The following is a 20,127-nucleotide window of genomic DNA, read 5'->3' as shown; positions in this document are numbered from 1 at the left end:
TCACCGTGCGCACACTGACAGTCACCCGAGAAAGAATCTGACCGCAATGGACAAGAACTTTCGGCCCTGTCTCTACTGGTCGCACTACGCAAATCGGTAAGCTGCCCATCATGCGTGCGCCGTCCGGATACCTTCTTGCCGCGCGCTACCGGCTCGCCGAGCCGGTCGGGCGCGGCGGCATGGGCACCGTTTGGCGAGCGCACGACGAGCTGCTCGACCGTGAGGTGGCGGTCAAGGAGGTGCGGCTGCCGCTGGTCCTCGACGAGGAGCTGCGGGCCGAGCTGTGCGCGCGGACCGAGCGCGAGGGGCGGGCGACCGCGATGGTCGCGCACCCCTCGGTGATCACGGTCTTCGACGTCGTCACCGAGGACGAGCGCCCCTGGATCGTCATGGAGCTGCTCAGGGCCAGGTCCCTGGAGCAGCTGGTCCAGCAGGAGGGGCCGCTCCCGCCGCGCCAGGCCGCCGAGATCGGGCGGCAGGTGCTGGGCGCGCTGCGCGCCGTGCACGCCAAGGGCATCCTGCACCGCGACGTGAAGCCCAGCAACGTCCTGGTGACCGACGAGCGCGCGGTCCTCACCGACTTCGGCCTCGCCGCGCTGGAGGGCGAGGTCTCGATCACCCAGGCCGGCATCGTGCTCGGCTCGGCCGGCTACATCGCGCCGGAGCGGGTGCTGGGCTCCAAGGCGAGCCCGGCCGCCGACCTGTGGTCCCTCGGCGCGACCCTCTACACCGCCGTCGAGGGCCGGGGCCTGCACGGACGGCGCACGGCCGCCGCCGCGCTGGCCGCGCTGACCAGCGGCGAGCCGATCCCGATGGAGAAGGCGGGCCCCCTGGCCCCGGTGCTCCGCGGACTGCTCACGATCGATCCCGCCACCCGGCTCGACCCGGTCCGCGCCTCGCTCATGCTGGCCCGGGTGGCGGCCGGCGGGACCCCCGAGGAGCCCCTCGGCCGCTCCGCGGGCAAGCCCGTACGGCCCGCCCCGGCGATCGGCGTGCCCTCGTTCACCCGCAGGCCCCAGCATCGCGGCCTGCACCGGGCCGGCACCGCGCCGGTCCCGCCCCCGCCGCCGGTCGCCACCCCGGTGCCGCCGCCCCGCGGGCACCGGCGTCCTGCCGAGGGGAACCACCGCAAGCCGCCGCTGGCGCCGAGGTCCACGCCGCGCCCCCTGGTCCACCCTCTGGTGCGCCTCATGTCACCGGTCATCCGGCTGATGCTGCCCCGCAGTCTCTGGCCCAGGGAACTCCGCAAGCGAGGCTAAAGCGTTCCTCAAGGAGTAATCGCTTATCTTCTTCTCATGCCGGAACAGCAGACGCGCGTGCTCGCTGGCCGTTATGAGCTGATCACCCCGCTCGGCCGGGGGACGATGGGCACCGTTTGGCGTGCCCACGACCGTTCCCTGGGCCGCGAGGTGGCGATCAAGGAGATCCGCCAGGAGCCCGGGCTCAGCGAGGCACAGCGCGCCGAACTGCGGGAGCGCATGATCCGCGAGGGTCGTACCGCCGCCCGCATCAGCCATCCCTCCGTCGCCACCGTCCACGATGCGATCATCGAGGACGGCAGCCCCTGGATCATCATGGAGCTGGTGCAGGCCCGCTCCCTGGAGCAGGTGGTCGAGGAGGAGGGGCCCCTCCCGCCCCGGCTCGTGGCCGCGATCGGGGTCGACCTGCTGGACGCGCTGCGGGCCGCCCACGCCCAAGGCGTGCTCCACCGCGACGTGAAGCCCGGGAACGTGCTGATCACCGAGAGCGGCCGGGTCGTCCTGACCGACTTCGGCATCGCCAAGGCCGAGGGGGACACGAGCCTCACCCAGACCGGCATGGTGATCGGTTCCCCGGGGTACACGGCGCCCGAGCGGGCCCGGGGGGAGCACACCGGACCCGCGTCCGACCTCTGGTCGCTCGGGGCCACGCTGTACTTCGCGGTCGAGGGCCGGCCGGCGTACGAACGGTCCACGATGGCCGAGACGCTCGCCGCGCTGATGACCGAGAGCGTCGACCCGCCGGTCCAGGCGGGCCCGCTCCGCCCGGTCCTGGAGCAGTTGCTGGAGAAGGACCACACGGTACGGCTCACGCCCTCCCAGGCGATCGCCATGCTCCGGGCCGTGGCGGACACCCCCCTGGCCGCGGCGGCGCCTCCTGAGGCGTCTCGGGCCCCGGCGGGGTCCTCTCCCGCGGCGGGCGGCGGAGCCGGTTCCGCCCCCCGTCACGGCTCCGGCGCCGAGGGCCGGGCGTGGACCGGGGGCGGCGCCACGGGCGGCGGCGCCAACGGTACGGGGCCGGACGAGGAGTTCGACGCCGACCGGACGATGATGGTCGCCCGTCCCACGATCGGGCGCCCCCTCCCCGGCACCGGCCGGACTCCCCCGGCCCCACCCGCACCACCCGCGTCCCGGCCCCAGGCCGCCTCCGGCCCCGTCTCCGGCCTGGGCACCCCGGTGGCCCGGGGGCCGGTCGCTCCGGGTCGCCGGGGAGAGCCCGGGGGTCCGGGGGCCCCGGTGCCCGGCGCCTCGGGGCCGGGGAATCCGGGACCCGGGGGTCCGGGCGGGTCGCCGACGGGTGGCCCTCCGGCACCTCCGCGAGGGTTCTCCGACGGACAGGGCCCCTCGGGGCCGCCGTTCCACGGCGTACCGCCGACGGGTCCGGGAGGGTTCGCCCCGGGCGACGGGCCGACGGAGACCGGAGCGCTCCCGGGACCCGGCGGATCCGGTGGGCCGAACGGACCCGGCGGGTTCGGTGGGCCGAACGGACCCGCCGGGTTCGGCGGACCGAACGGACCCGGCGGGTTCGGCGGACCGAACGGACCCGCCGGACCGGGAGCGCCGGGGGGGCGGCCCGGCCCGCCCTCGCAGGGAGCCGGCCCGGGGTGGCCCGGTGACGACGACTCCGCGCCCGGTCTGGGGACCGAGTTGTTCTCGATCGTCGGACCGGGGGAGCAGCAGGCCGCGCAGCAGCAGAAGAAGCGGGCCGGGGCGCTCGTCCTGATGGGCGTGGCGACCGCCGCGCTGGTGGTCATCATCGTCCTCGTCCTGGCGATCCTCTATGCGGGATGAGCGTGCGCCGTCGTCCGGACGACCGCCCGGGCGACGGTCCGGGCGGTCCGAACCGGACCGGACGACGGCGGTAGAGGTCCGCCTGGAACGTCCGCCTCATCCCCCGCGTTGCAGACTGGGTCCATGAGCGAGTATCGGATCGAACATGACTCCATGGGCGAAGTGCACGTTCCGGCGAGCGCGAAGTGGCGGGCCCAGACCCAGCGGGCGATAGAGAACTTCCCCGTCTCGGGGCGCGGTCTGGAGAGTCCCCACATCGCCGCCCTCGGCCTGATCAAGGCGGTCGCCGCCGAGGTCAACGCCGAGCTGGGAGTGCTCGACAAGGAGCTGGCCCAGGCGATCGCCGAGGCCGCCACCGACATCGCGGAGAACGAGTGGGACGGCGAGTTCCCGGTCGACGTCTTCCAGACCGGCTCGGGGACCTCCTCCAACATGAACGTCAACGAGGTCATCGCCACGCTCGCCGAGGAGCGGCTGGGCCGCCCGGTCCACCCCAACGACCACGTCAACGCCTCCCAGTCGTCCAACGACGTGTTCCCCACCTCCATCCACGTCGCCGCCCTGACCGAGGTGACCTACCACCTGATCCCCTCCCTGCGGCACCTGGCCACCGCGCTGCGCGAGAAGTCGATCGAGTTCGACGAGGTGGTCAAGGCGGGCCGTACGCACCTGATGGACGCCACCCCGGTCACGCTCGGCCAGGAGTTCGGGGGGTACGCCACCCAGATCGACAACGCCGTCGCCCGGGTGCGGAGCGCGCTGCCCCACCTCGCCCAGCTCCCGCTGGGCGGCACGGCCGTCGGGACCGGGATCAACACCCCGCCGGGTTTCGCCACGAAGGTCATCGCGAAGCTCCGCGACGTCACCGACCTCCCCTTCTGCGAGGCTCCCGACCACTTCGAGGCGCAGAGCGCCCGGGACGCCGTCGTGGAGCTCTCCGGGCAGCTCCGGACGGTCGCGGTCTCCCTCAACAAGATCGCGAACGATCTCCGCTGGATGGGGTCGGGTCCGCGCGCGGGACTCGGCGAGATCAACCTGCCCGACCTCCAGCCGGGCTCGTCGATCATGCCCGGCAAGGTCAACCCCGTCATCCCCGAGGCCGTGTGCATGGTCGCCGCGCAGGTCATCGGGAACGACGCGGCCATCGCCTTCGCCGGAGCCTCGGGCACCTTCGAGCTCAACGTCGCCCTGCCGGTCATGGCCCGCAACGCCCTGGAGTCCATCCGGCTGCTGGCCAACGTCTCCCGGCTGCTGGCCGACCGCTGCGTGCACGGCGTCACGGCCAACACCGCGCGCCTGCGGGAGTACGCCGAGTCGTCGCCGTCCATCGTCACCCCGCTCAACCGCTACGTCGGCTACGAGGAGGCGGCGAAGATCGCCAAGCAGGCGCTGGCCGAGCGGAAGACCATCCGCGAGGTCGTCGTCGAGCGCGGGCACGTCGCGAACGGCACCATCACCGAAGAACGGCTCGACGCGCTGCTCGACGTGCTCTCCATGACCCGTCCGCCCACCCCGCCCGCCTGACCGGGCCGTCCGCAGAACCGGGAGCGCGGACCGGCCGCCTGACCGGGCCGTCCGCAGAACCGGGAGCGCGGACCGCTCCGCCCCGGGCGGGAGCAGCGGTCCGCTCCGTGCCCGGCCGGGCGTCGTGCGCGGCGATCTGCGAGACTCGGCGCCATGGCGCAGATCAAGTTCTACGGCCGCCGCGACGTCTGGGCCCCGCTCCGCCGGGAGCTCTCCGACGTCGTGCACGGCTGCCTGACCGAGGCGTGGAGACTCCCCGAGGACAAGCGGTTCCACCGGTTCCTGCTGCTGGACGCCGAGGACCTCGTCTGCCCGCAGCGGAGCGAGCGCTACCTGATCGTGGAGATCGTCTGCTTCCAGGGCCGGTCGGAGGAGGCCAAGCGGGAGCTGATCCGGACGCTGTTCGCCCGGACCGGTGAGGCGCTCGGCCTCCCCGCCGACGACCTGGAGATCGTGATCATGGAGTCGCCCCAGGTGAACTGGGGCATCCGGGGCGTCCCCGGCGACGAGCTGGCGCTGACCTACCCGGTCACGGTCTGATCCCGGCGAACAGGTCGGTCTCGGGCAGCTCCGTCTCCACCAGGGAGCGGGCGAGGTGGTAGTCCTCCGTGGGCCACACCTCGCGCTCCAGGTCGCGGGGGTGGGCGAACCAGGGGCCGTCCGGGTCGATCTGGGTGGCGTGGGCCTTCATCGCCCGGTCACGGATCTCGAAGTGGTCGTCGCAGGTCACCCGGGTGGTCACCGCCAGCTCCGGCATCCCCTCGAACCAGTCGTCGGTCACCATCTCCGCCAGCGGGGACGGCAGCCCCCGGGCCAGCAGCCCCTCGTGGATCGCGGTGAACCACGCGCGGGAGAACGACGCGATGTAGTAGAGCTTGAGCGGCTGCCAGGGCTCCCCGGTCCCGGGGTGGCGCTCCGGGTCGCCCGCCGCCTCGAACGCCTCGACGGCCACCCGGTTGGTCATGATGTGGTCGGGGTGCGGGTAGCCCCCGCTCTCGTCGTAGGTGACGATCACGTGCGGCCGGAACTCCCGGATCGCCGCCACCAGCGGCTCCGCGGCGACCACCGGGTCCTGCAGCGCGAAGCACCCCTCCGGCAGCGGCTCCCCCTCGCCCGGCAGCCCCGAGTCGACGAAGCCGAGCCAGCGGTGGCCGATCCCGAGGATCGCGGCGGCCTCGGCCATCTCCTTGCGCCGGATCTCCGCCATGTCCTCCAGCACGCCGGGCCGGTCCATCGCGGGATTGAGCACGTCGCCGCGCTCTCCTCCGGTGCAGGTGCAGACCAGCACGTCCACCCCCTCGGAGACGTAGCGGGCCGTCGTCGCCGCCCCCTTGCTGGACTCGTCGTCGGGGTGGGCGTGCACGGCCATCAGGCGCAGCGGGTTCGCGGTCATGGGCGTCCTCGGGGGTCTTCGGTGTCCTGGATGTCTGGGCCGCGGGGGCGATCGGCCCGGACCTCTCCCGACCCTAGACCGCGCCTGCGACATTCCTCCGAACCCCGGCGGCGGGCGATCCCTTCCCGCCCCGGATGAGCCCGCCCCGGATGAGCCCGCCCCGGATGAGCCCGCGGACGGCCGTCAGCCGGGCAGGTAGCGCCGCTGCAGGGTCCGGGTGAACCGCATCATGTTGCGGACCCCCGGGATGCGCACCGCGATGCGCCGCAGCAGCGGGTAGCGCCGTTCGGGCAGGCGGGCCGCGGCGGCGGGGTGGACCTCCACCCCGCCGAAGCGGCTCATCCGCACCCGGAAGCGGAGCCCGACCTCCTGGCCGTCCATCCGCAGGAACGGCGTCCAGCGGCCGGGGACCAGCAGATCGCGCTGGGGCAGCCGCCGGGTCGGCACCTTGGCCACCAGGCTCCCGCCGATCATGCCGGGCTCGCCGGGCTCGACCAGGGCCGGCACGGAGATCTCGCGCCGCCCGCCCGCCCGGCGCAGCACCAGCTCGCCGGGGGGCCCGCCCCCCTCCGGCAGGTACGGCACGGGCACGACGAAGAAGACGTGGTCGCGGCGGCGCACGCTCGTGGCGTCCTGCGAGACGAGGGCGATCGCGTCGGACAGCAGCCGGGGCTCCACGCAGACGCCGGGCAGCCCCTCGTCGCACCACCAGGGGACGACCGGCCGCCCGGGGTAGTCGGCCAGCGCCCCCGAGTGCTCGAACGGCTCCCCGGTCACCCGGGCGCGGGCCCGGTGCGGCCCGCCGTACATGCGGACGTGGATCTCCCAGAACCCGGACGGCAGCGGCTGGCCGAGGAAGGTGGCGGTGACGTCGAACGAGGCCGTCCCGGTGATCTGCACCCGCATCCGGTCGCGGTGCGGGAGACGGAGCACCGAGCACGTCACCGGGAGCATGTGGACCATCCCGGTGTCGCGGTGGCGGAGGTAGGCGTCGAACCCGGCGGCGGCCACCGCCTCGGTGACGTCGGCCACCCGTTCCAGGGAGCCGAGTCCTTCCAGCGGGATCGGCGGCTTCCAGACCAGGCGGTCGCCGTGCGGGACGAAGCAGGTGGGGGTGTCGCCGGTCCACATCAGCTCCATCGCGATGCCCAGCTCCAGCACGCCGCCGTTCCAGGCGAGCTCCTTCAGGTCGGCCTTCAGGTGGGTCTCGCGGGTGGCCTGCGAGAGCATGACGAGCTGGTCGGGCCGGCCGGCGCGCAGCAGCGCCGCGCGCATGCGCAGGTGGACGGGGAGGCGGTCGTCGAGCCGTTCGGGGAAGCGGGCCAGGACCAGCTCCCGCAGCGCGGTGAAGGTGGCCGACCGCTCCCGCGAGGAGAGGCTGAAGACGTCCCCGCCGAGCTGCGGCAGGATCGCGGTGCGGAACCAGTGCGCGTACATGCGGTCGCGCCTGCGCCCGTCGGGCACGGCCTCGTCGACGGCGTCGAGCAGCGCGCGCAGCTCCGCCGCCTGGACGGCCGGGGCGACCGGCGGCTCCGGCCGCTCCCCGAGGTGGCAGCAGACCTCCCCCGCCATGACGGTGATGTTCCCCGCCCGCAGGTAGGCCCGGACCGCGAAGGCCTGCTCCGACAGGATCCCGCCGGGTTCGGGGAAGGTGAGCCGTTCGGCCGCCAGGAACGCCCTGCGGTAGAGCTTGTGCGGGGTGAGCAGGGAGAGCAGTCCGTCGGTGAGGATGTCGGCGTGCTCCCGGTCGGCGTCGAACGCCCTCGGCGGCGGGCCGTCGCCCCCCTCCAGCCGCCCGACGAGGATGTCCGCGCCGGTCGCCGTCGCGCGCTCGTACATCCGTTCCAGGGCGGTGCGCTCCAGCCGGTCCGTCTGGCCCATCAGGTAGACGTACTCGCCCTTGGCGACCTCCAGGGCGGCGTTGCGGCCCCGCATCGGCGAACCGGTGGGCGGCAGGTGCAGCACGCGGACGTTCGGCCACGCCGCGGCGACCATGGCCAGCCGCTGCCGCGTCCCGTCGTCCGACCCGTCGTCGGCGAAGATGACCTCGAACTCCTCCGGGGACATCGACTGCTCGACCGCCGAGTGGATACACGCGTTGGCGGTATCACCGGGATCGCGGACCGGCACCACCACGCTGACCTTCACACCCATGCGGCCAGGATGCGGCGCTTACCTCCCCCGGCCGGTCAGACGTGCCGCTTTCTGACGTTTCCGTACCGGCGCTTGGCCGGGGAGTGGCCTCGCGCGTCAGTACCAGCCCTTGGCCTGGGAATGGCCCCACGCTCCGCAGGGAGTGCCGTACCGGCCCTTGATGTAGCTCAGGCCCCACTCGATCTGGGTGGCGGGGTTGGTCTGCCAGTCACCGCCGGCGCTGGCCATCTTGTGGCCGGGCAGCGACTGGGGGATGCCGTAGGCGCCGCTGGAGCGGTTCATCGCCCGCTCGTTCCAGCCGCTCTCCTTCATCCAGAGCTTCTCCAGGCAGCCCCACTGGTCGCCCCAGCCGCGGGCCTCCAGCATCTGCTTGCCCAGGGCCTTGTTGCCGGTCGGGTTCGCGGTGCCCGCCGGGAGCTCCTTGGGGTCGAACCCGCCGCCGCCCGGCGCCTCCTTGACGATCTTGATGTGGTCGAGCGGCTCCCGGCCCTCGCGCTTGCGCCGGAGCGCGTCCTCCTTGAGCGCCTGGACCGCCTGGGCCTTCAGCGCGTCCGCCGCGGGATCGGGCCCGAACGGGTCCCCGCTGAACGCCCTGGCCAGCTCCTCCAGGGCGAGCGGCTCCTGCGGGGGGGCGGAGGCGTTCTGGATCGCGGTGTGCGCGGTGTAGGCCCCGCCTCCGACGAGCACCACGGTCACCGCGGCGATGACGGCGATGTGCTTGGGCCTCGGCCCGCCGCGCCTCCCGCCGCTTCCGGGGCCGCGCCTCCCGCTCCTGGGCGGCTCACCCGCGGCGGGCGTGCCGCCGGCCGGTGCGGCGCCGCCGGGCGCGCTCCTGGCCGGTCTCCCGGACGCGCGGCGGGAACGGCGGGCCTGGCGCCCCGCGTCCTGCGGGCGCTCTCCCTCGGGGTGCGACGATCCTGGACTCACGACCTATGAGCTTGCCGTGACCCGGGGGGTGGTCCGCAACCGGAACGGGAGATCCGGATGGTTTTCCCTGGAGCGTCCCATGACCTTTTCATGACCGATCGCCTGATTACCGGGGACTTTGCTTACTCCGAGATTAAAAATGTGACTTTGGTCACATAGAAACCGATCTATCGAACGACCTCCCCTCCCCCGGCGGGAACGGCGCTTTCCACCGGCTCCGCCTCCGCCCCGATCTCCTCGCGGCCGCCCGCCGACCATGTCACGTTTTCATGACGAGTAGGGCGCTATGAGGCGTTGGAAGAATAATGACCGGGTGGCCGGCATACTCCTCGTCGAAGACGACCCCTCCGTCCGGACCGGTCTCGAACTGGCACTGGCCCGGCAGGGGCACTCCGTGACCTCCTACGCCACCGGCGAGGAGGCGCTCGACCACATCCGGTCGCGCCGTCCGGAGATCGCCGTCCTGGACGTCATGCTGCCCGGGATCGACGGCGTCGAGGTGTGCCGCCGGATCCGCAGGATGGACCAGCTGCCGGTGATCCTCCTCACCGCCCGGGGCGACGACCTCGACGTGGTCGTGGGCCTGGAGGCGGGAGCCGACGACTACGTGGTCAAGCCCGTGGAGCCCCGGGTGCTGGACGCGCGGATCCGAGCGGTCCTGCGCCGCGCCGAATCCGTCTCCTCCGACCGCGTCACCTTCGGCGACCTGGTCATCGACAAGGGCGCGCTGAAGGTCTCGCTGGCCGGCCACGAGATCCACCTGACCCCCACCGAGCTGCGCCTGCTGCTGGAGCTGGTCCGCCATCCCGGCCAGGTGCTCAACCGCAGATACCTGCTCCGGGTCGTGTGGGACCACACCCACGCCGCGGACTCCCGGCTGGTGGACGCCTGCGTGCAGCGGATCCGCGCCAAGATCGAGCCCGTGCCCGCCGAACCCGTGTTCATCCACACCGTGCGGGGCTTCGGCTACCGGTTCAGCCCGCCGTGAAGCGGGTGTACACCGGGCTGCGCGGGCGGCTGGTCGCCGCCTTCACCCTGATCGCCGTCACGGCCTCCGCGCTGGTCGCGGGGATCGGCTACGAGCTCGTCAAGAACCGGGTCATCGAACGCGCGGAGGAGGTGGCCGTGGCCGACGTGCGCGAGACCCTCGAAGGCTCCCGGGTCCCCATCGGCGCGCTCTGGCCCGGGGACGGCCCCCCGACCGACCTGGAGATCTCCGCCCTGCAGATGAGCCTGCGCGCGCAGAGCCGGTCCGTGGTCGTCCTGTACGAGGACTACCTGTACCCCGACGGGGAGTTCGGCCTCGGCGACGTCCCCGCCGACCTGCGCACCCGCGCCGCCGACCGCATGGTGACCAAGAGGCAGGAGATCCGGGGCGCCATGTGGCTGGTGATCGGCACCCCCGTGTGGCGGGTGGAGCCCATCCACATCGCCCAGCCCACCGGCATGAGCGTCTTCGTGTTCGTCCCCCTGTCCCAGGAGGAGCAGCTCCTGGTCGGCATGCGCCGGCCGCTCGCGGCGGCGACCGCCATCATGCTCGTCGTCGCGCTCACCGTGGCCCTGTTCTCGGCCCAGCGCGTGCTGCTCCCGGTCCGGCGGCTCGGCTCGGCCGCCCGCGCGCTCGGCGCCGGGCACCTGGACACCCGGCTCCCCGTGCGCGGGCAGGACGAGCTCGCCGAGCTCACCGCGACGTTCAACGACACCGCCGCGGCGCTGGAGCGGAGCGTGTCCGAGCTGCGGGCGCTGGAGGCGATGTCCCGCCGGTTCGTGGCCGACGTCTCGCACGAGCTGCGGACCCCGCTGACCGCGATGACCGCGGTGACGGACATGCTCTCGGAGGAGGCCGGGCGGCTGCCCCGCGAACCGGCCACCGCCGTCCGGCTGGTGCTGCGCGAGATCGAACGGCTCCGCACCCTCGTGGAGCAGCTCATCGAGGCGAGCCGGTTCGACTCGGGCACGGCCGTCCTCAATCCGGAGACCGTGAGCGTCGCCGACGCGATCCACGACTGCCTGGAGATCCGGGGCTGGTCGGAGCAGGTGGAGGTGGCGGTCCCGGCGGGGCTCGCCTTCTCCGTCGATCCGCCGCGCTTCGACGTCATCCTCGCCAACCTGGTCGGCAACGCCCTGCGCCACGGTGAGCCCCCGGTCGTGGTCACCGCCCGCGCCACCGCCCACGGCCTGGAGGTGAAGGTGCGCGACCACGGCGGGGGGATCCCCCCGACGGACCTGCCGCACGTGTTCAACCGCTTCTACAAGGCCGGCCGCCGAGGCGACGGCAGCGGGCTCGGGCTCTCCATCGCCCGCTCCAACGCCCAGTTGCACGGCGGCACGATCTCGGTGCGCCCGCAGCGGCCGGGCACGCTCTTCACGGTCTGGCTGCCCTCGACGCGGCCTCCCGCGCAGGCTCCCGCATGAACCTCCGCACGGGCGCCCGCGCGCCCCTCTCCACAGGTCCCCGCACGGATGCCCGCCCGGCGTTCCGTACCCGCACGCGGCGCACCCGCCCGCGGCGGAGCGCGGCTCCGGCCGCCGCGCTGCTGGCCGTACTGGCGGCGACGGCGGCGACGGGGTGCGGCGTCTCCCCCACCGCTGTGCGGGACGCCGGCCGTCCGCCGGTGATCAGCTACAGCCCGACGTGGGTGACGGTCTACATGGTCGACGACGGCACCCTGCAGCCCGTCCGGGTCCCGGTGGCGTCGGACTCGACCGAGAACGTCGTCAAGAGCCTCTTCCGCGCCGGTCAGCAGCCGCCGCGGCCGGGGCTGACCAGCGAGCTGACCGGGTTCGACTACTACGACATCAAGACCACCCGGTACGCCGGAACCGCGCAGCGCAGCGAACCCGTCGACGACCTGGGCTACCGGCTGAACGTGATCGTCACCGGCGAGGGCCGGATCACCCGGCTGGGACTCGCCCAGATCACCTGCACCGTCCGGCAGAACAAGCAGGCGAGCATCTGGAGCGTCGAGATCACCCGGCTCTTCCCCGGCCGCCCGGAGTCGCTGGGCGAGCACGGCTGCTCCGAGTACCAGGACCTGGCGGGCCGGGGGGTGCGCCTGCCCCCGTGAGCCGTACGGCGCGCCCGGACCGCGCGACGCGTCCTGCCGCGCCGTACGCGCCCCTCCCGCGTGCGGAGGAGGCCCCGTGTACGGCGGCGACCGCGGGCGCGTCCCGCCGTCCCCTCCCGGGAGGGGACGGCGGGACCGGCCTACGCCGTGAAGTCCTCCAGCATCTCGGTGACCAGCGCGGCGATCGGCGAGCGCTCCGAACGGGTCAGCGTGACGTGCGCGAACAGCGGGTGGCCCTTGAGCTTCTCCACCACCGCGACCACGCCGTCGTGCCGGCCCACCCGCAGGTTGTCCCGCTGGGCGACGTCGTGGGTGAGCACCACCCGGGAGTTGGCGCCGATCCGGCTCAGCACCGTGAGCAGCACCCCGCGCTCCAGGGACTGCGCCTCGTCGACGATCACGAAGGCGTCGTGCAGCGAGCGCCCGCGGATGTGGGTGAGCGGGAGCACCTCCAGCATCCCCCGGTCCATGACCTCCTCGATCACCTCGGGCGTGGTCACCGCGCCCAGGGTGTCGTAGACGGCCTGCGCCCACGGGCCCATCTTCTCGTTCTCGGAACCGGGCAGGTAGCCCAGCTCCTGGCCGCCCACGGCGTACAGCGGGCGGAAGACGATGACCTTGCGGTGCTGGCGGCGCTCCAGGACCGCCTCCAGGCCCGCGCAGAGCGCGAGCGCGGACTTGCCGGTGCCGGCCCGGCCGCCCATCGAGACGATGCCGACCTCGGGGTCCATGAGCAGGTCCAGGGCGATGCGCTGCTCGGCGGAGCGGCCGTGCACGCCGAACACCTCGCGGTCGCCGCGGACCAGCCGGACGGACTTGTCGGGCAGCACCCGGCCCAGTGCCGAACCCCGGCTGGACAGCAGCCGCAGGCCGGTGTGCGTGGGCAGTTCGCGGGCCTCGGCCAGGTCGGCGACGCGGTGCTCGAAGAGCGTCTCGATGTCCTCCTCGGTCACCTGCAGCTCGGCCATGCCGGTCCAGCCGGACTCCACGACGAGCTCGGCGCGGTACTCCTCCGCGGCCAGCCCGACGGAGGCGGCCTTGATCCGCATCGGGAGGTCCTTGGAGACCAGCACCACGTCGAGGCCCTCGGAGGCCAGGGAGCGCGCGACGGTCAGGATGCGGGTGTCGTTGTCGCCGAGGCGGAACCCGGCGGGCAGGATGGACGGGTCGCTGTGGTTGAGCTCGACCCGGATGGTGCCCTCGCCGATCGGCATGGGCTCGTCCAGACGTCCGTGGGTCACCCTCAGGTCGTCGAGGTGGCGCAGCGCCTTGCGCGCGAAGTAGCCGAGCTCGGGATGATGGCGCTTGGCCTCCAACTCGGTGACGACGACGATCGGGAGGACGACCTCGTGCTCGGCGAAGCGGCTTATCGCCGCCGGATCCGCCAGCAGGACCGAGGTGTCCAGAACGTACGTCTTCCGGTTGCCGGCCGGAGACGTGGATGCGGACGAAGGGTGTGCCACGCGTTCTCCCCCGGGCGCCCTGGGGGGCGCCCTGCCATGAGCTGGGATGCGGACCGGACCCGGGACCGCGCTCGCGGCATGCCGAGCGGGCGCCGGCGACCGGCCCCCCTCAGCAGGTCGTGACGCAAAGGCGGGCCCTCTCCGGAGTGGACGGGCTTCGCCCGCCCACTTCTTACGGTACGTCCTGAATACCCACCGTCCAATGGGCCATGCGTGACCGAAAGGGGGTGTTCACGTTGCGTTTCAGGTGCCGTACCGGCGATGCCGCGCGGCGTAGGAGCGGAGCGCCCGGAGGAAGTCCACCTTGCGGAAGTCGGGCCAGTAGGCCTCGCAGAAGTAGAACTCGGAGTGGGCGCTCTGCCAGAGCAGGAAGCCGGAGAGCCGCTGCTCTCCCGAGGTCCGGATGACCAGGTCCGGGTCGGGCTGGCCGCGCGTGTAGAGATGCTCCGCGATCTGCTCCACATCGAGGACCTCGACCAGGTCCTCGATGGTCGCCCCCTTGCTGGCGTGCTCCAGCAGGAGGGAGCGCACCGCATCAGCGATCTCACGCCTTCCTCCATACCCAACCGCAACGTTCACAATCAAACCTGGACGGTGCGATGTTTCTTCTTTTGCATTTTTCAGGACATGTGCCGTGTGATCGGGCAGCAGATCGAGCGCTCCCACCGGCTTGATGTGCCAGCCGTCGGCCACGAGCTCCTGGACCACATCCTCGATGATCTTCATGAGGGGTTCCAGCTCGTCCTTGGAGCGGTTGATGTTCTCGCTGGACAGCAGCCACACGGTGACGACCTCGACGCCGGCCTCCCGGCACCAGCAGAGCAGTTCGGAGATCTTGTCCGCGCCCTTGCGGTGCCCCCGGCTGACGTCGTCGATGCCCATCGACCGCGCCCAGCGCCGGTTGCCGTCCACGATCACACCGACGTGGCGGGGGACCATGTCGCCGTCACGGGACAGCCTGGTCTCCAGCCGCCGTTCGTACAGCCGGTACACGAGATCGCGCACGCCCATGTGGATTTCCCTCCCGCGGGCGCCCGTCGCCTGTGGACGCCGACAGGCAATTATCGCCGCCCCGGGGACCTCTCCGCCCCCGCGCTCAGGTGCGTGCGGCGTCCCCGGGCGCCTGGGACCGCAGCCGCTCCTCGGCCTCCTCGACGAGCTCCCGCACGAAGACGCCCAGCTCGGCCGAGGTCAGCACGGCGCGCAGCCCCACCCCGCCGCTCCCCCAGGCCTCCAGGAACGCCCGGCGGGTCAGCCGCCACCCGCCCGGAGCGCCCCGGCCGGCGTCCTCGCCCCCGGGGACCCAGACCGGGACCGTGCGCAGCCGGCAGCGGAGTTCGCCGCCGCCGGCCGCGCCCCTGCGGGTCCGGTAACGAAAGGCGAACAGTTCCTCGTCCCGCTCGCCGCCCTCCCCGCCGCCCGGGCGGTCCGGCGGCCCGGGGAAGCGGTCGTCGGGGTCGGGCCACTTCGCCGCCCGGTCGGCGCGGGCCTCGGCCACCCCCCGCGCCAGCCGGGCGAGGAACCAGCCGCACCGCTCTCCCACCGTCCCGTACGGCAGGCCGTCGCGGCGGAGTTCGAGCGTGATCTCGTACGGCTCGCCGACGCTGTCCCGGCACACCACGGGCGTGACGGTCAGGCATGATCCGTCGACGCAGCGAAGTTCCCCCACGTCAGGGAGCGTATCCCGCCTCGCCCCGGCAAAACGTCCCGCTCACCGTCCGTCACCCTCCCTCGTCTCCCGCTCCCCGCCCAGCCACCGGACCAGCCACCGGACCAGGCGGGCCCACCGGCCCGGCGTCCGCGACGGGTCGGCGACGGCTCCGCCCCCGGCCCGGGTCCCGTTCCCCGTCGCGGTCGTGTTCCCTGCCGCGTTCCCTGCCGCGGTCGTGTTCCCTGCCGCGATCCCGTTCCCGGCCGCGATCCGCCCGGTCCGGGCGAGGTGCTCGGCGAAGTCCGCGGCGTCGGCGCGGGAACCGCCCGGCGGCCTGGGCCGGCCGGAGGCGTAGGCGGCGAACTCGGCCCGGAAGCCCTCACCGAGGGCCTGCACCAGGTCCGGGCGGAGCCGGGCCACCAGGCTCCGCCGCTTGGCGACCAGGCTCGCCGCCTGGATCCGCAGGCGCTCCCCGTCGAACCCCGGGGGCGCCTGCGCCCCCGCCACCAGGGCGGCCAGCAGCTCGGCCTGCGCCCTCGCCAGCTCCTCCCGCCCGCACCGCCCGCCGGGGCCCGATCCCTCCCGGTCCGCCGCCCGCGCCCCGGCGGGCTCCTCCCGGTCCGCCGCCCGCGCCCCGGCGGGCTCCTGCCGAGGAGCGGCCTCAGCCACGGGCCATCGCCTCGCGGATCCGGTCCAGCTCGGACTCCAGCACCGCGTCGCTCGGGTAGTCGGCGTCCCACTCCAGCAGCACCCCGGGCGGGTCCACCCGGGCGCAGAGCTCCGACAGGACGGCCAGGATCTCGTCGGAGACGTGCGCGGTGTGGGTGTCGTGCCAGAGCCCGCCGTGCTCGTGGCCACCCGCCACGTGGACGTAGGCGAGCGCGGACAGCGGCAGCGCGTCCAGCGCCCCGACGGCCGACAGGCCCAGGTTGACCTGGTTGGTGTAGAGGTTGGCCACGTCGACGAGGAGCCCGACCCCGGTCGCGGCGACCAGCTCGCCGAGGAACTCCGCCTCGGTCATCTCGTCCTCCGGCCAGCCGAAGAGCGCCGCCACGTTCTCCAGCGCCAGCGGGACGGGCAGGGCGTCCTGTGCCCGCCGCACGTTCTCCGTCACGACCGCGAGCGCCCGCCGGGTCCGCGGGACCGGCAGCAGGTGGCCCGCCTCCAGCCCGCCCGCCCGCACGAAGGCGAGGTGCTCGCTGACCAGCGGCGCGTCCAGCGCCTCCGCGCAGGCCGCCAGGTGCGCCAGCCGACCGGGGTCCGGCGGCTCGGCCCCGCCGACGCCCAGCCCGACCCCGTGCGGGATCACCGGCACACTGCGGGCGCGCAGCACCCGCAGCGACTCCGGGAGCCGATCGGGGCGGACGTTCTCCGCGACGACCTCGACGAAGTCGACGCCGGGCAGGCGTTCCACGGTCAGGTCGATCTCCGGCCGCCAGCCGATCCCGACGCCGAGCCGCTCACCCACCGCCGCCTCCCCCTCCGTCACCACCGGCGAACGTTCTCCGGTCTCCGGCCGCCCCTCGCTCATCCGCCGCCGCAGCCGCCGCCGCAGCCACCGCCCCCGCAACTGGACCCGCCGCCCGAGTCGCCTCCGGAACCGCCCCCGGAGTCGCCTCCCGAGCCGAAGTCCCCGCCGCCGTAGGTGGCGTCGCCCGAGCCTCCGGAGCCGAAGTCGCCGCCGCCGCACGCGCCGCCCACGGAGCCGGCGCCGCCGTCGGACTGCTTCAGCTCCTCCTCCAGCGCGGGGTCGCCGGCCTCGCTGAGGCCGTACAGGGCGACCGGGGCGCCGACCGCGAAGGCCAGGTCGCCGCCCGCCGGGTGGGCGGCCCCCCGGATGTGCACGCGGCGGGCGGAGTCGAGCACGTCGCGCCCGGCCCGGGTGAGCACGTTGCGCAGCGCCCTGCGCTGCGTACCGTAGGTGATCAGGCCGATCAGCGCCGCCGCGAAGCCGATCAGCACCGCGCCGATGCCCAGCCCGGGCTCCGCGAGGTCCAGGACGGCGAGCAGCACGACGGCGTCGGCGGTGAGGAACGCCGCGAGCAGCGAGACGACCAGGAGCCGCCTCAGCGACCTGCCCGCCCCGTCCAGCGCGCCGCCGGGCACCAGCAGGCCCATGCCCTCCAGGTCGCCGCGCAGGGCCGCCATGGCCGGCCCCTCGGCCACCGTACGGCGCAGCTCCCCGACCGGGCAGGTGCCGGAGCGGGCGGCCAGGGCCGACAGGACGGCGTGCTCGATGCCGTCCGGAGACGGCGGGGCCCCGGCCACGAGACCGATCCGCCCGCCGCGCGCGACCCGGATGCCGCCGCCCCTGGCGAGCATGGCGAACGCGGTGTTGACCGTACGGCGCGGCCCGCCGGCCAGGTAGGCCAGGTGGTAGGGGGTGATCGGCCGCCCCTGGTGGTACGCGGCGGCCTCGCGGACCTCACGCTGCTGCCCGCTCAGGACCGTCGACAAGGTGACCACGGCCCCGAGCAGGATGACCGCGATGACGAACAGTACGACTTCCACGTCCGCCTCCTGGGAAGGGGTGTCGGCCCCGTTTGTCAGGTAGACGCCCGGGACCCCGAGGAAGTTTCAGCCCGGAGGTCTCAATCCGGTCGCTCCACCGGAGCACCCCGTTCCCCGGCCTGCCGCCGTACGGCGCGGCCCCGGCCGGGCGGACGCCGCCGGGCCGTACCGCGCGGCCCCGGCCGTACCACGCGGCCCCGGCCGTACCGCGCGGCCCCGGCCGGGCGGACCTGCCGGCGGCCGGGGCCTCCCGGATGGAGCCGGCGGGTCCCGTCGGACACGCACGTGGTCGGTCAGGCGGGGAGCCGGGCTCCGCCGGGAGGCCCCGGCCGCCGGCGTCCCCGCCGTCAGCCCAGGCGCTCGACCAGGGCGTTGTACTCGTCCCAGAGTTCGCGGGGCAGGTGGTCGCCGAAGGTCTCGAAGAAGGGCGGGATCAGCTTCGTCTCCTCCCGCCAGACCTCCCGGTCCACGGTGAACAGGGTGGCCAGGTCCTCCTCGGACAGGTCGAGGCCCTCGGTGTCCAGCTCGGCCGGGAGCATGCCGATGGGCGTCTCGACGGCCTCGGCCCGCCCGTTGAGGCGGTCCACGATCCACTTGAGCACGCGGCTGTTCTCGCCGAAGCCGGGCCAGATGAACGCGCCGTCGGCGTTCTTGCGGAACCAGTTCACGTAGTAGATCCGCGGCAGCCGCGCGCCCGCGCGCTCGCCGATCCGGACCCAGTGGGCGAAGTAGTCGCCCATGTTGTACCCGCAGAACGGCAGCATCGCGAAGGGGTCGCGGCGCAGCTCGCCGACCTTGCCCTCGGCGGCGGCGGTCTTCTCGGAGGCGATGTTCGCCCCGATGAAGACGCCGTGGTTCCAATCGCGCGCCTCGGTGACCAGCGGGACCGCGGTGGCCCGGCGTCCGCCGAACAGGATCGCCGAGATCGGCACCCCCGCGGGGTCCTGCCACTCGGGGGCGATGGTCGGGCACTGGCCGGCGGGCACCGTGAAGCGGGCGTTCGGGTGGGCGGCGGGCTCGTCGCCGCCCGGGGTCCAGTCGCGCCCCTTCCAGTCGGTCAGGTGCGCCGGGGGCTCGTCGGTCAGGCCCTCCCACCACACGTCGCCGTCATCGGTGAGGGCGACGTTGGTGAAGATGCTGTTGCCCCAGAGCGCCTTGACCGCGTTGGCGTTGGTGGACTCGCCGGTGCCGGGCGCGACGCCGAAGAAGCCCGCCTCCGGGTTGATCGCGTACAGCCGGCCGTCGTCGCCGAAGCGCATCCAGGCGATGTCGTCGCCGATCGTCTCGACCTTCCAGCCCGGGATCGTCGGCTGGAGCATGGCGAGGTTGGTCTTGCCGCACGCGGAGGGGAAGGCCGCCGCGATGTAGCGGGTCTCCCCGGCCGGCGGGGTGAGCTTGAGGATGAGCATGTGCTCGGCCAGCCAGCCCTCGTCCCGGGCCATGGTGCTGGCGATGCGCAGCGCGTAGCACTTCTTGCCGAGCAGGGCGTTGCCGCCGTACCCGGAGCCGTAGGACCAGATCTCGCGGGTCTCGGGGAAGTGGCTGATGTACTTGGTGGAGCTGCACGGCCACGGCACGTCGGCCTGGCCGGGCTCCAGGGGGGCGCCGACCGAGTGCACGGCCTTGACGAAGTCGCCGCGCTCCTCGATGAGGCGGAGGGCGGGCTCGCCCATCCTGGTCATGATCCGCATCGAGACCGCCACGTAGGGCGAGTCGGTGATCTCGACGCCGAGCTGGGAGATCTCGCCGCCGAGCGGGCCCATGCAGAACGGGACCACGTACATCGTGCGCCCGCGCATGCAGCCGGCGAACAGCTCGCCGAAGGTCGCCCGCATCTCGGCCGGGGCGATCCAGTTGTTGGTCGGCCCGGCGTCCTCCTCCTTCTCGGAGCAGATGTAGGTGCGGTCCTCGACGCGGGCGACGTCGCTCGGGTCGGAGGCGGCGTAGAAGCTGTTCTGCCGCTTGGCCAGGCGCTTGAACGTGCCCTGCTCGACCAGCAGGTTCGTCAGGCGCGTCCACTCGGCCTCCGAGCCGTCGCACCACTCGATCCGGTCCGGACGGGTGAGCTCGGCGATCTCGTTGACCCAGGCGATCAGTTCCTCGTGGGTGGTCGGACTGGAGGTGGATACGTCAACGGTTGCGGTCACTGTGGCGGCTCCTCACGCTTCTCAGGCGGAATCATCATCGACAAGAAACCGGATGCAATCCAATTGGCATAGACCAGTGAATTACTCCCGGCGCGCGTCTCCACGACCTCCGCCCGGTCCCACCGTCGGACGTATGGGCTGGCAGAGGCCGCGATGATTGCGTTCCCCTACCCAAAAGAAGCGAGCTTAAATAAACCGCACCAAAGATTGGTATAGGCCATTGCGGAAGGTCTAAACCA

The 20,127-nt window shown here is 73.3% G+C and carries 17 protein-coding genes; 7 read left to right on the top strand and 10 right to left on the bottom strand.

What is annotated here, in order from left to right; all coding sequences use genetic code 11:
- The first annotated feature begins 110 nt into the window (after positions 1-110).
- The 4 genes from HS045_RS12660 to HS045_RS12645 all read left to right on the top strand — a co-directional run bounded on the left by HS045_RS12660 (position 111) and on the right by HS045_RS12645 (position 5,114).
- Entirely contained in the window at positions 111-1,259 is a 1,149-nt protein-coding gene (locus HS045_RS12660) for a serine/threonine-protein kinase (RefSeq protein WP_196451490.1), read from the top strand.
- Positions 1,260-1,295: 36 nt separating this feature from the next.
- On the top strand, positions 1,296-3,050 hold the full coding sequence (locus HS045_RS35840) for a serine/threonine-protein kinase (RefSeq protein ID WP_304609602.1): 1,755 nt from the start codon (positions 1,296-1,298) through the stop codon (positions 3,048-3,050).
- 123 nt (positions 3,051-3,173) lie between these two features.
- Complete coding sequence (locus HS045_RS12650) at positions 3,174-4,574, top strand: aspartate ammonia-lyase (RefSeq protein WP_196451489.1); 1,401 nt, start codon at positions 3,174-3,176, stop codon at positions 4,572-4,574.
- Between the two features lie 153 nt (positions 4,575-4,727).
- Positions 4,728-5,114: a tautomerase family protein gene (locus tag HS045_RS12645; RefSeq protein WP_196451487.1), complete on the top strand. Its 387-nt coding sequence runs from the start codon at positions 4,728-4,730 to the stop codon at positions 5,112-5,114.
- On the opposite strand, the gene mca is transcribed toward HS045_RS12645, so the two are convergent.
- The 3 genes from mca to HS045_RS36130 all read right to left on the bottom strand — a co-directional run bounded on the left by mca (position 5,104) and on the right by HS045_RS36130 (position 8,835).
- Positions 5,104-5,967 carry a mycothiol conjugate amidase Mca gene (mca, locus tag HS045_RS12640; RefSeq protein ID WP_230884015.1) on the bottom strand — a complete coding sequence of 288 codons (864 nt, stop codon included), beginning with the start codon at positions 5,965-5,967 and terminating at the stop codon, positions 5,104-5,106. The genes HS045_RS12645 and mca overlap by 11 nt on opposite strands.
- Before the next feature lie 183 nt (positions 5,968-6,150).
- Entirely contained in the window at positions 6,151-8,121 is a 1,971-nt protein-coding gene (locus HS045_RS12635) for a glycosyltransferase family 2 protein (RefSeq protein ID WP_196451486.1), read from the bottom strand.
- Between the two features lie 96 nt (positions 8,122-8,217).
- Positions 8,218-8,835: a transglycosylase SLT domain-containing protein gene (locus HS045_RS36130; RefSeq protein ID WP_374191391.1), complete on the bottom strand. Its 618-nt coding sequence runs from the start codon at positions 8,833-8,835 to the stop codon at positions 8,218-8,220.
- 526 nt (positions 8,836-9,361) lie between these two features.
- On the opposite strand from HS045_RS36130, the gene HS045_RS12625 reads away from it, so the two are divergent.
- Genes HS045_RS12625 through HS045_RS12615 form a run of 3 tightly spaced genes read left to right on the top strand, consistent with a single transcriptional unit; the run spans position 9,362 to position 12,116 of the window.
- Positions 9,362-10,036 (top strand): response regulator transcription factor, encoded by a 675-nt coding sequence (locus tag HS045_RS12625; RefSeq protein WP_196451485.1) that lies wholly within the window; start codon positions 9,362-9,364, stop codon positions 10,034-10,036.
- Positions 10,033-11,463 carry a sensor histidine kinase gene (locus HS045_RS12620; protein ID WP_196451484.1) on the top strand — a complete coding sequence of 477 codons (1,431 nt, stop codon included), beginning with the start codon at positions 10,033-10,035 and terminating at the stop codon, positions 11,461-11,463. The genes HS045_RS12625 and HS045_RS12620 overlap by 4 nt, the downstream gene beginning before the upstream one ends.
- The gene (locus HS045_RS12615) at positions 11,460-12,116 is read left to right on the top strand and encodes a hypothetical protein (protein WP_196451483.1); all 657 of its coding nucleotides are present in this window, start codon (positions 11,460-11,462) and stop codon (positions 12,114-12,116) included. The genes HS045_RS12620 and HS045_RS12615 overlap by 4 nt, the downstream gene beginning before the upstream one ends.
- 140 nt (positions 12,117-12,256) lie before the next feature.
- On the opposite strand, the gene HS045_RS12610 is transcribed toward HS045_RS12615, so the two are convergent.
- From HS045_RS12610 to HS045_RS12580, 7 genes are all read right to left on the bottom strand, one after another.
- Positions 12,257-13,579 carry a PhoH family protein gene (locus HS045_RS12610; protein ID WP_196451482.1) on the bottom strand — a complete coding sequence of 441 codons (1,323 nt, stop codon included), beginning with the start codon at positions 13,577-13,579 and terminating at the stop codon, positions 12,257-12,259.
- A 243-nt stretch (positions 13,580-13,822) separates the two neighbouring features.
- Positions 13,823-14,590, bottom strand: a complete 768-nt coding sequence (locus HS045_RS12605; RefSeq protein WP_196451481.1) for an isoprenyl transferase — start codon at positions 14,588-14,590, stop codon at positions 13,823-13,825.
- 85 nt (positions 14,591-14,675) lie between these two features.
- Positions 14,676-15,248, bottom strand: a complete 573-nt coding sequence (locus HS045_RS12600; protein WP_196451480.1) for a hypothetical protein — start codon at positions 15,246-15,248, stop codon at positions 14,676-14,678.
- Between the two features lie 42 nt (positions 15,249-15,290).
- Positions 15,291-15,899 (bottom strand): hypothetical protein, encoded by a 609-nt coding sequence (locus tag HS045_RS12595; RefSeq protein WP_196451479.1) that lies wholly within the window; start codon positions 15,897-15,899, stop codon positions 15,291-15,293.
- Entirely contained in the window at positions 15,892-16,722 is an 831-nt protein-coding gene (locus HS045_RS12590) for a DUF692 domain-containing protein (protein ID WP_196451478.1), read from the bottom strand. The genes HS045_RS12595 and HS045_RS12590 overlap by 8 nt, the downstream gene beginning before the upstream one ends.
- Positions 16,723-16,757: 35 nt before the next feature.
- Positions 16,758-17,741 carry a TIGR04222 domain-containing membrane protein gene (locus HS045_RS34485; protein ID WP_196451476.1) on the bottom strand — a complete coding sequence of 328 codons (984 nt, stop codon included), beginning with the start codon at positions 17,739-17,741 and terminating at the stop codon, positions 16,758-16,760.
- A gap of 347 nt (positions 17,742-18,088) precedes the next feature.
- Complete coding sequence (locus HS045_RS12580) at positions 18,089-19,888, bottom strand: phosphoenolpyruvate carboxykinase (GTP) (protein WP_196451475.1); 1,800 nt, start codon at positions 19,886-19,888, stop codon at positions 18,089-18,091.
- Positions 19,889-20,127: the final 239 nt, after the last annotated feature.

The organism is Planomonospora sp. ID82291 (assembly GCF_015711645.1).
Classification (GTDB): Bacteria; Actinomycetota; Actinomycetes; order Streptosporangiales; family Streptosporangiaceae; genus Planomonospora.
Note: the sequence above shows the minus strand (reverse complement) of the source record. Positions and strands in the feature narration are given on the sequence as shown.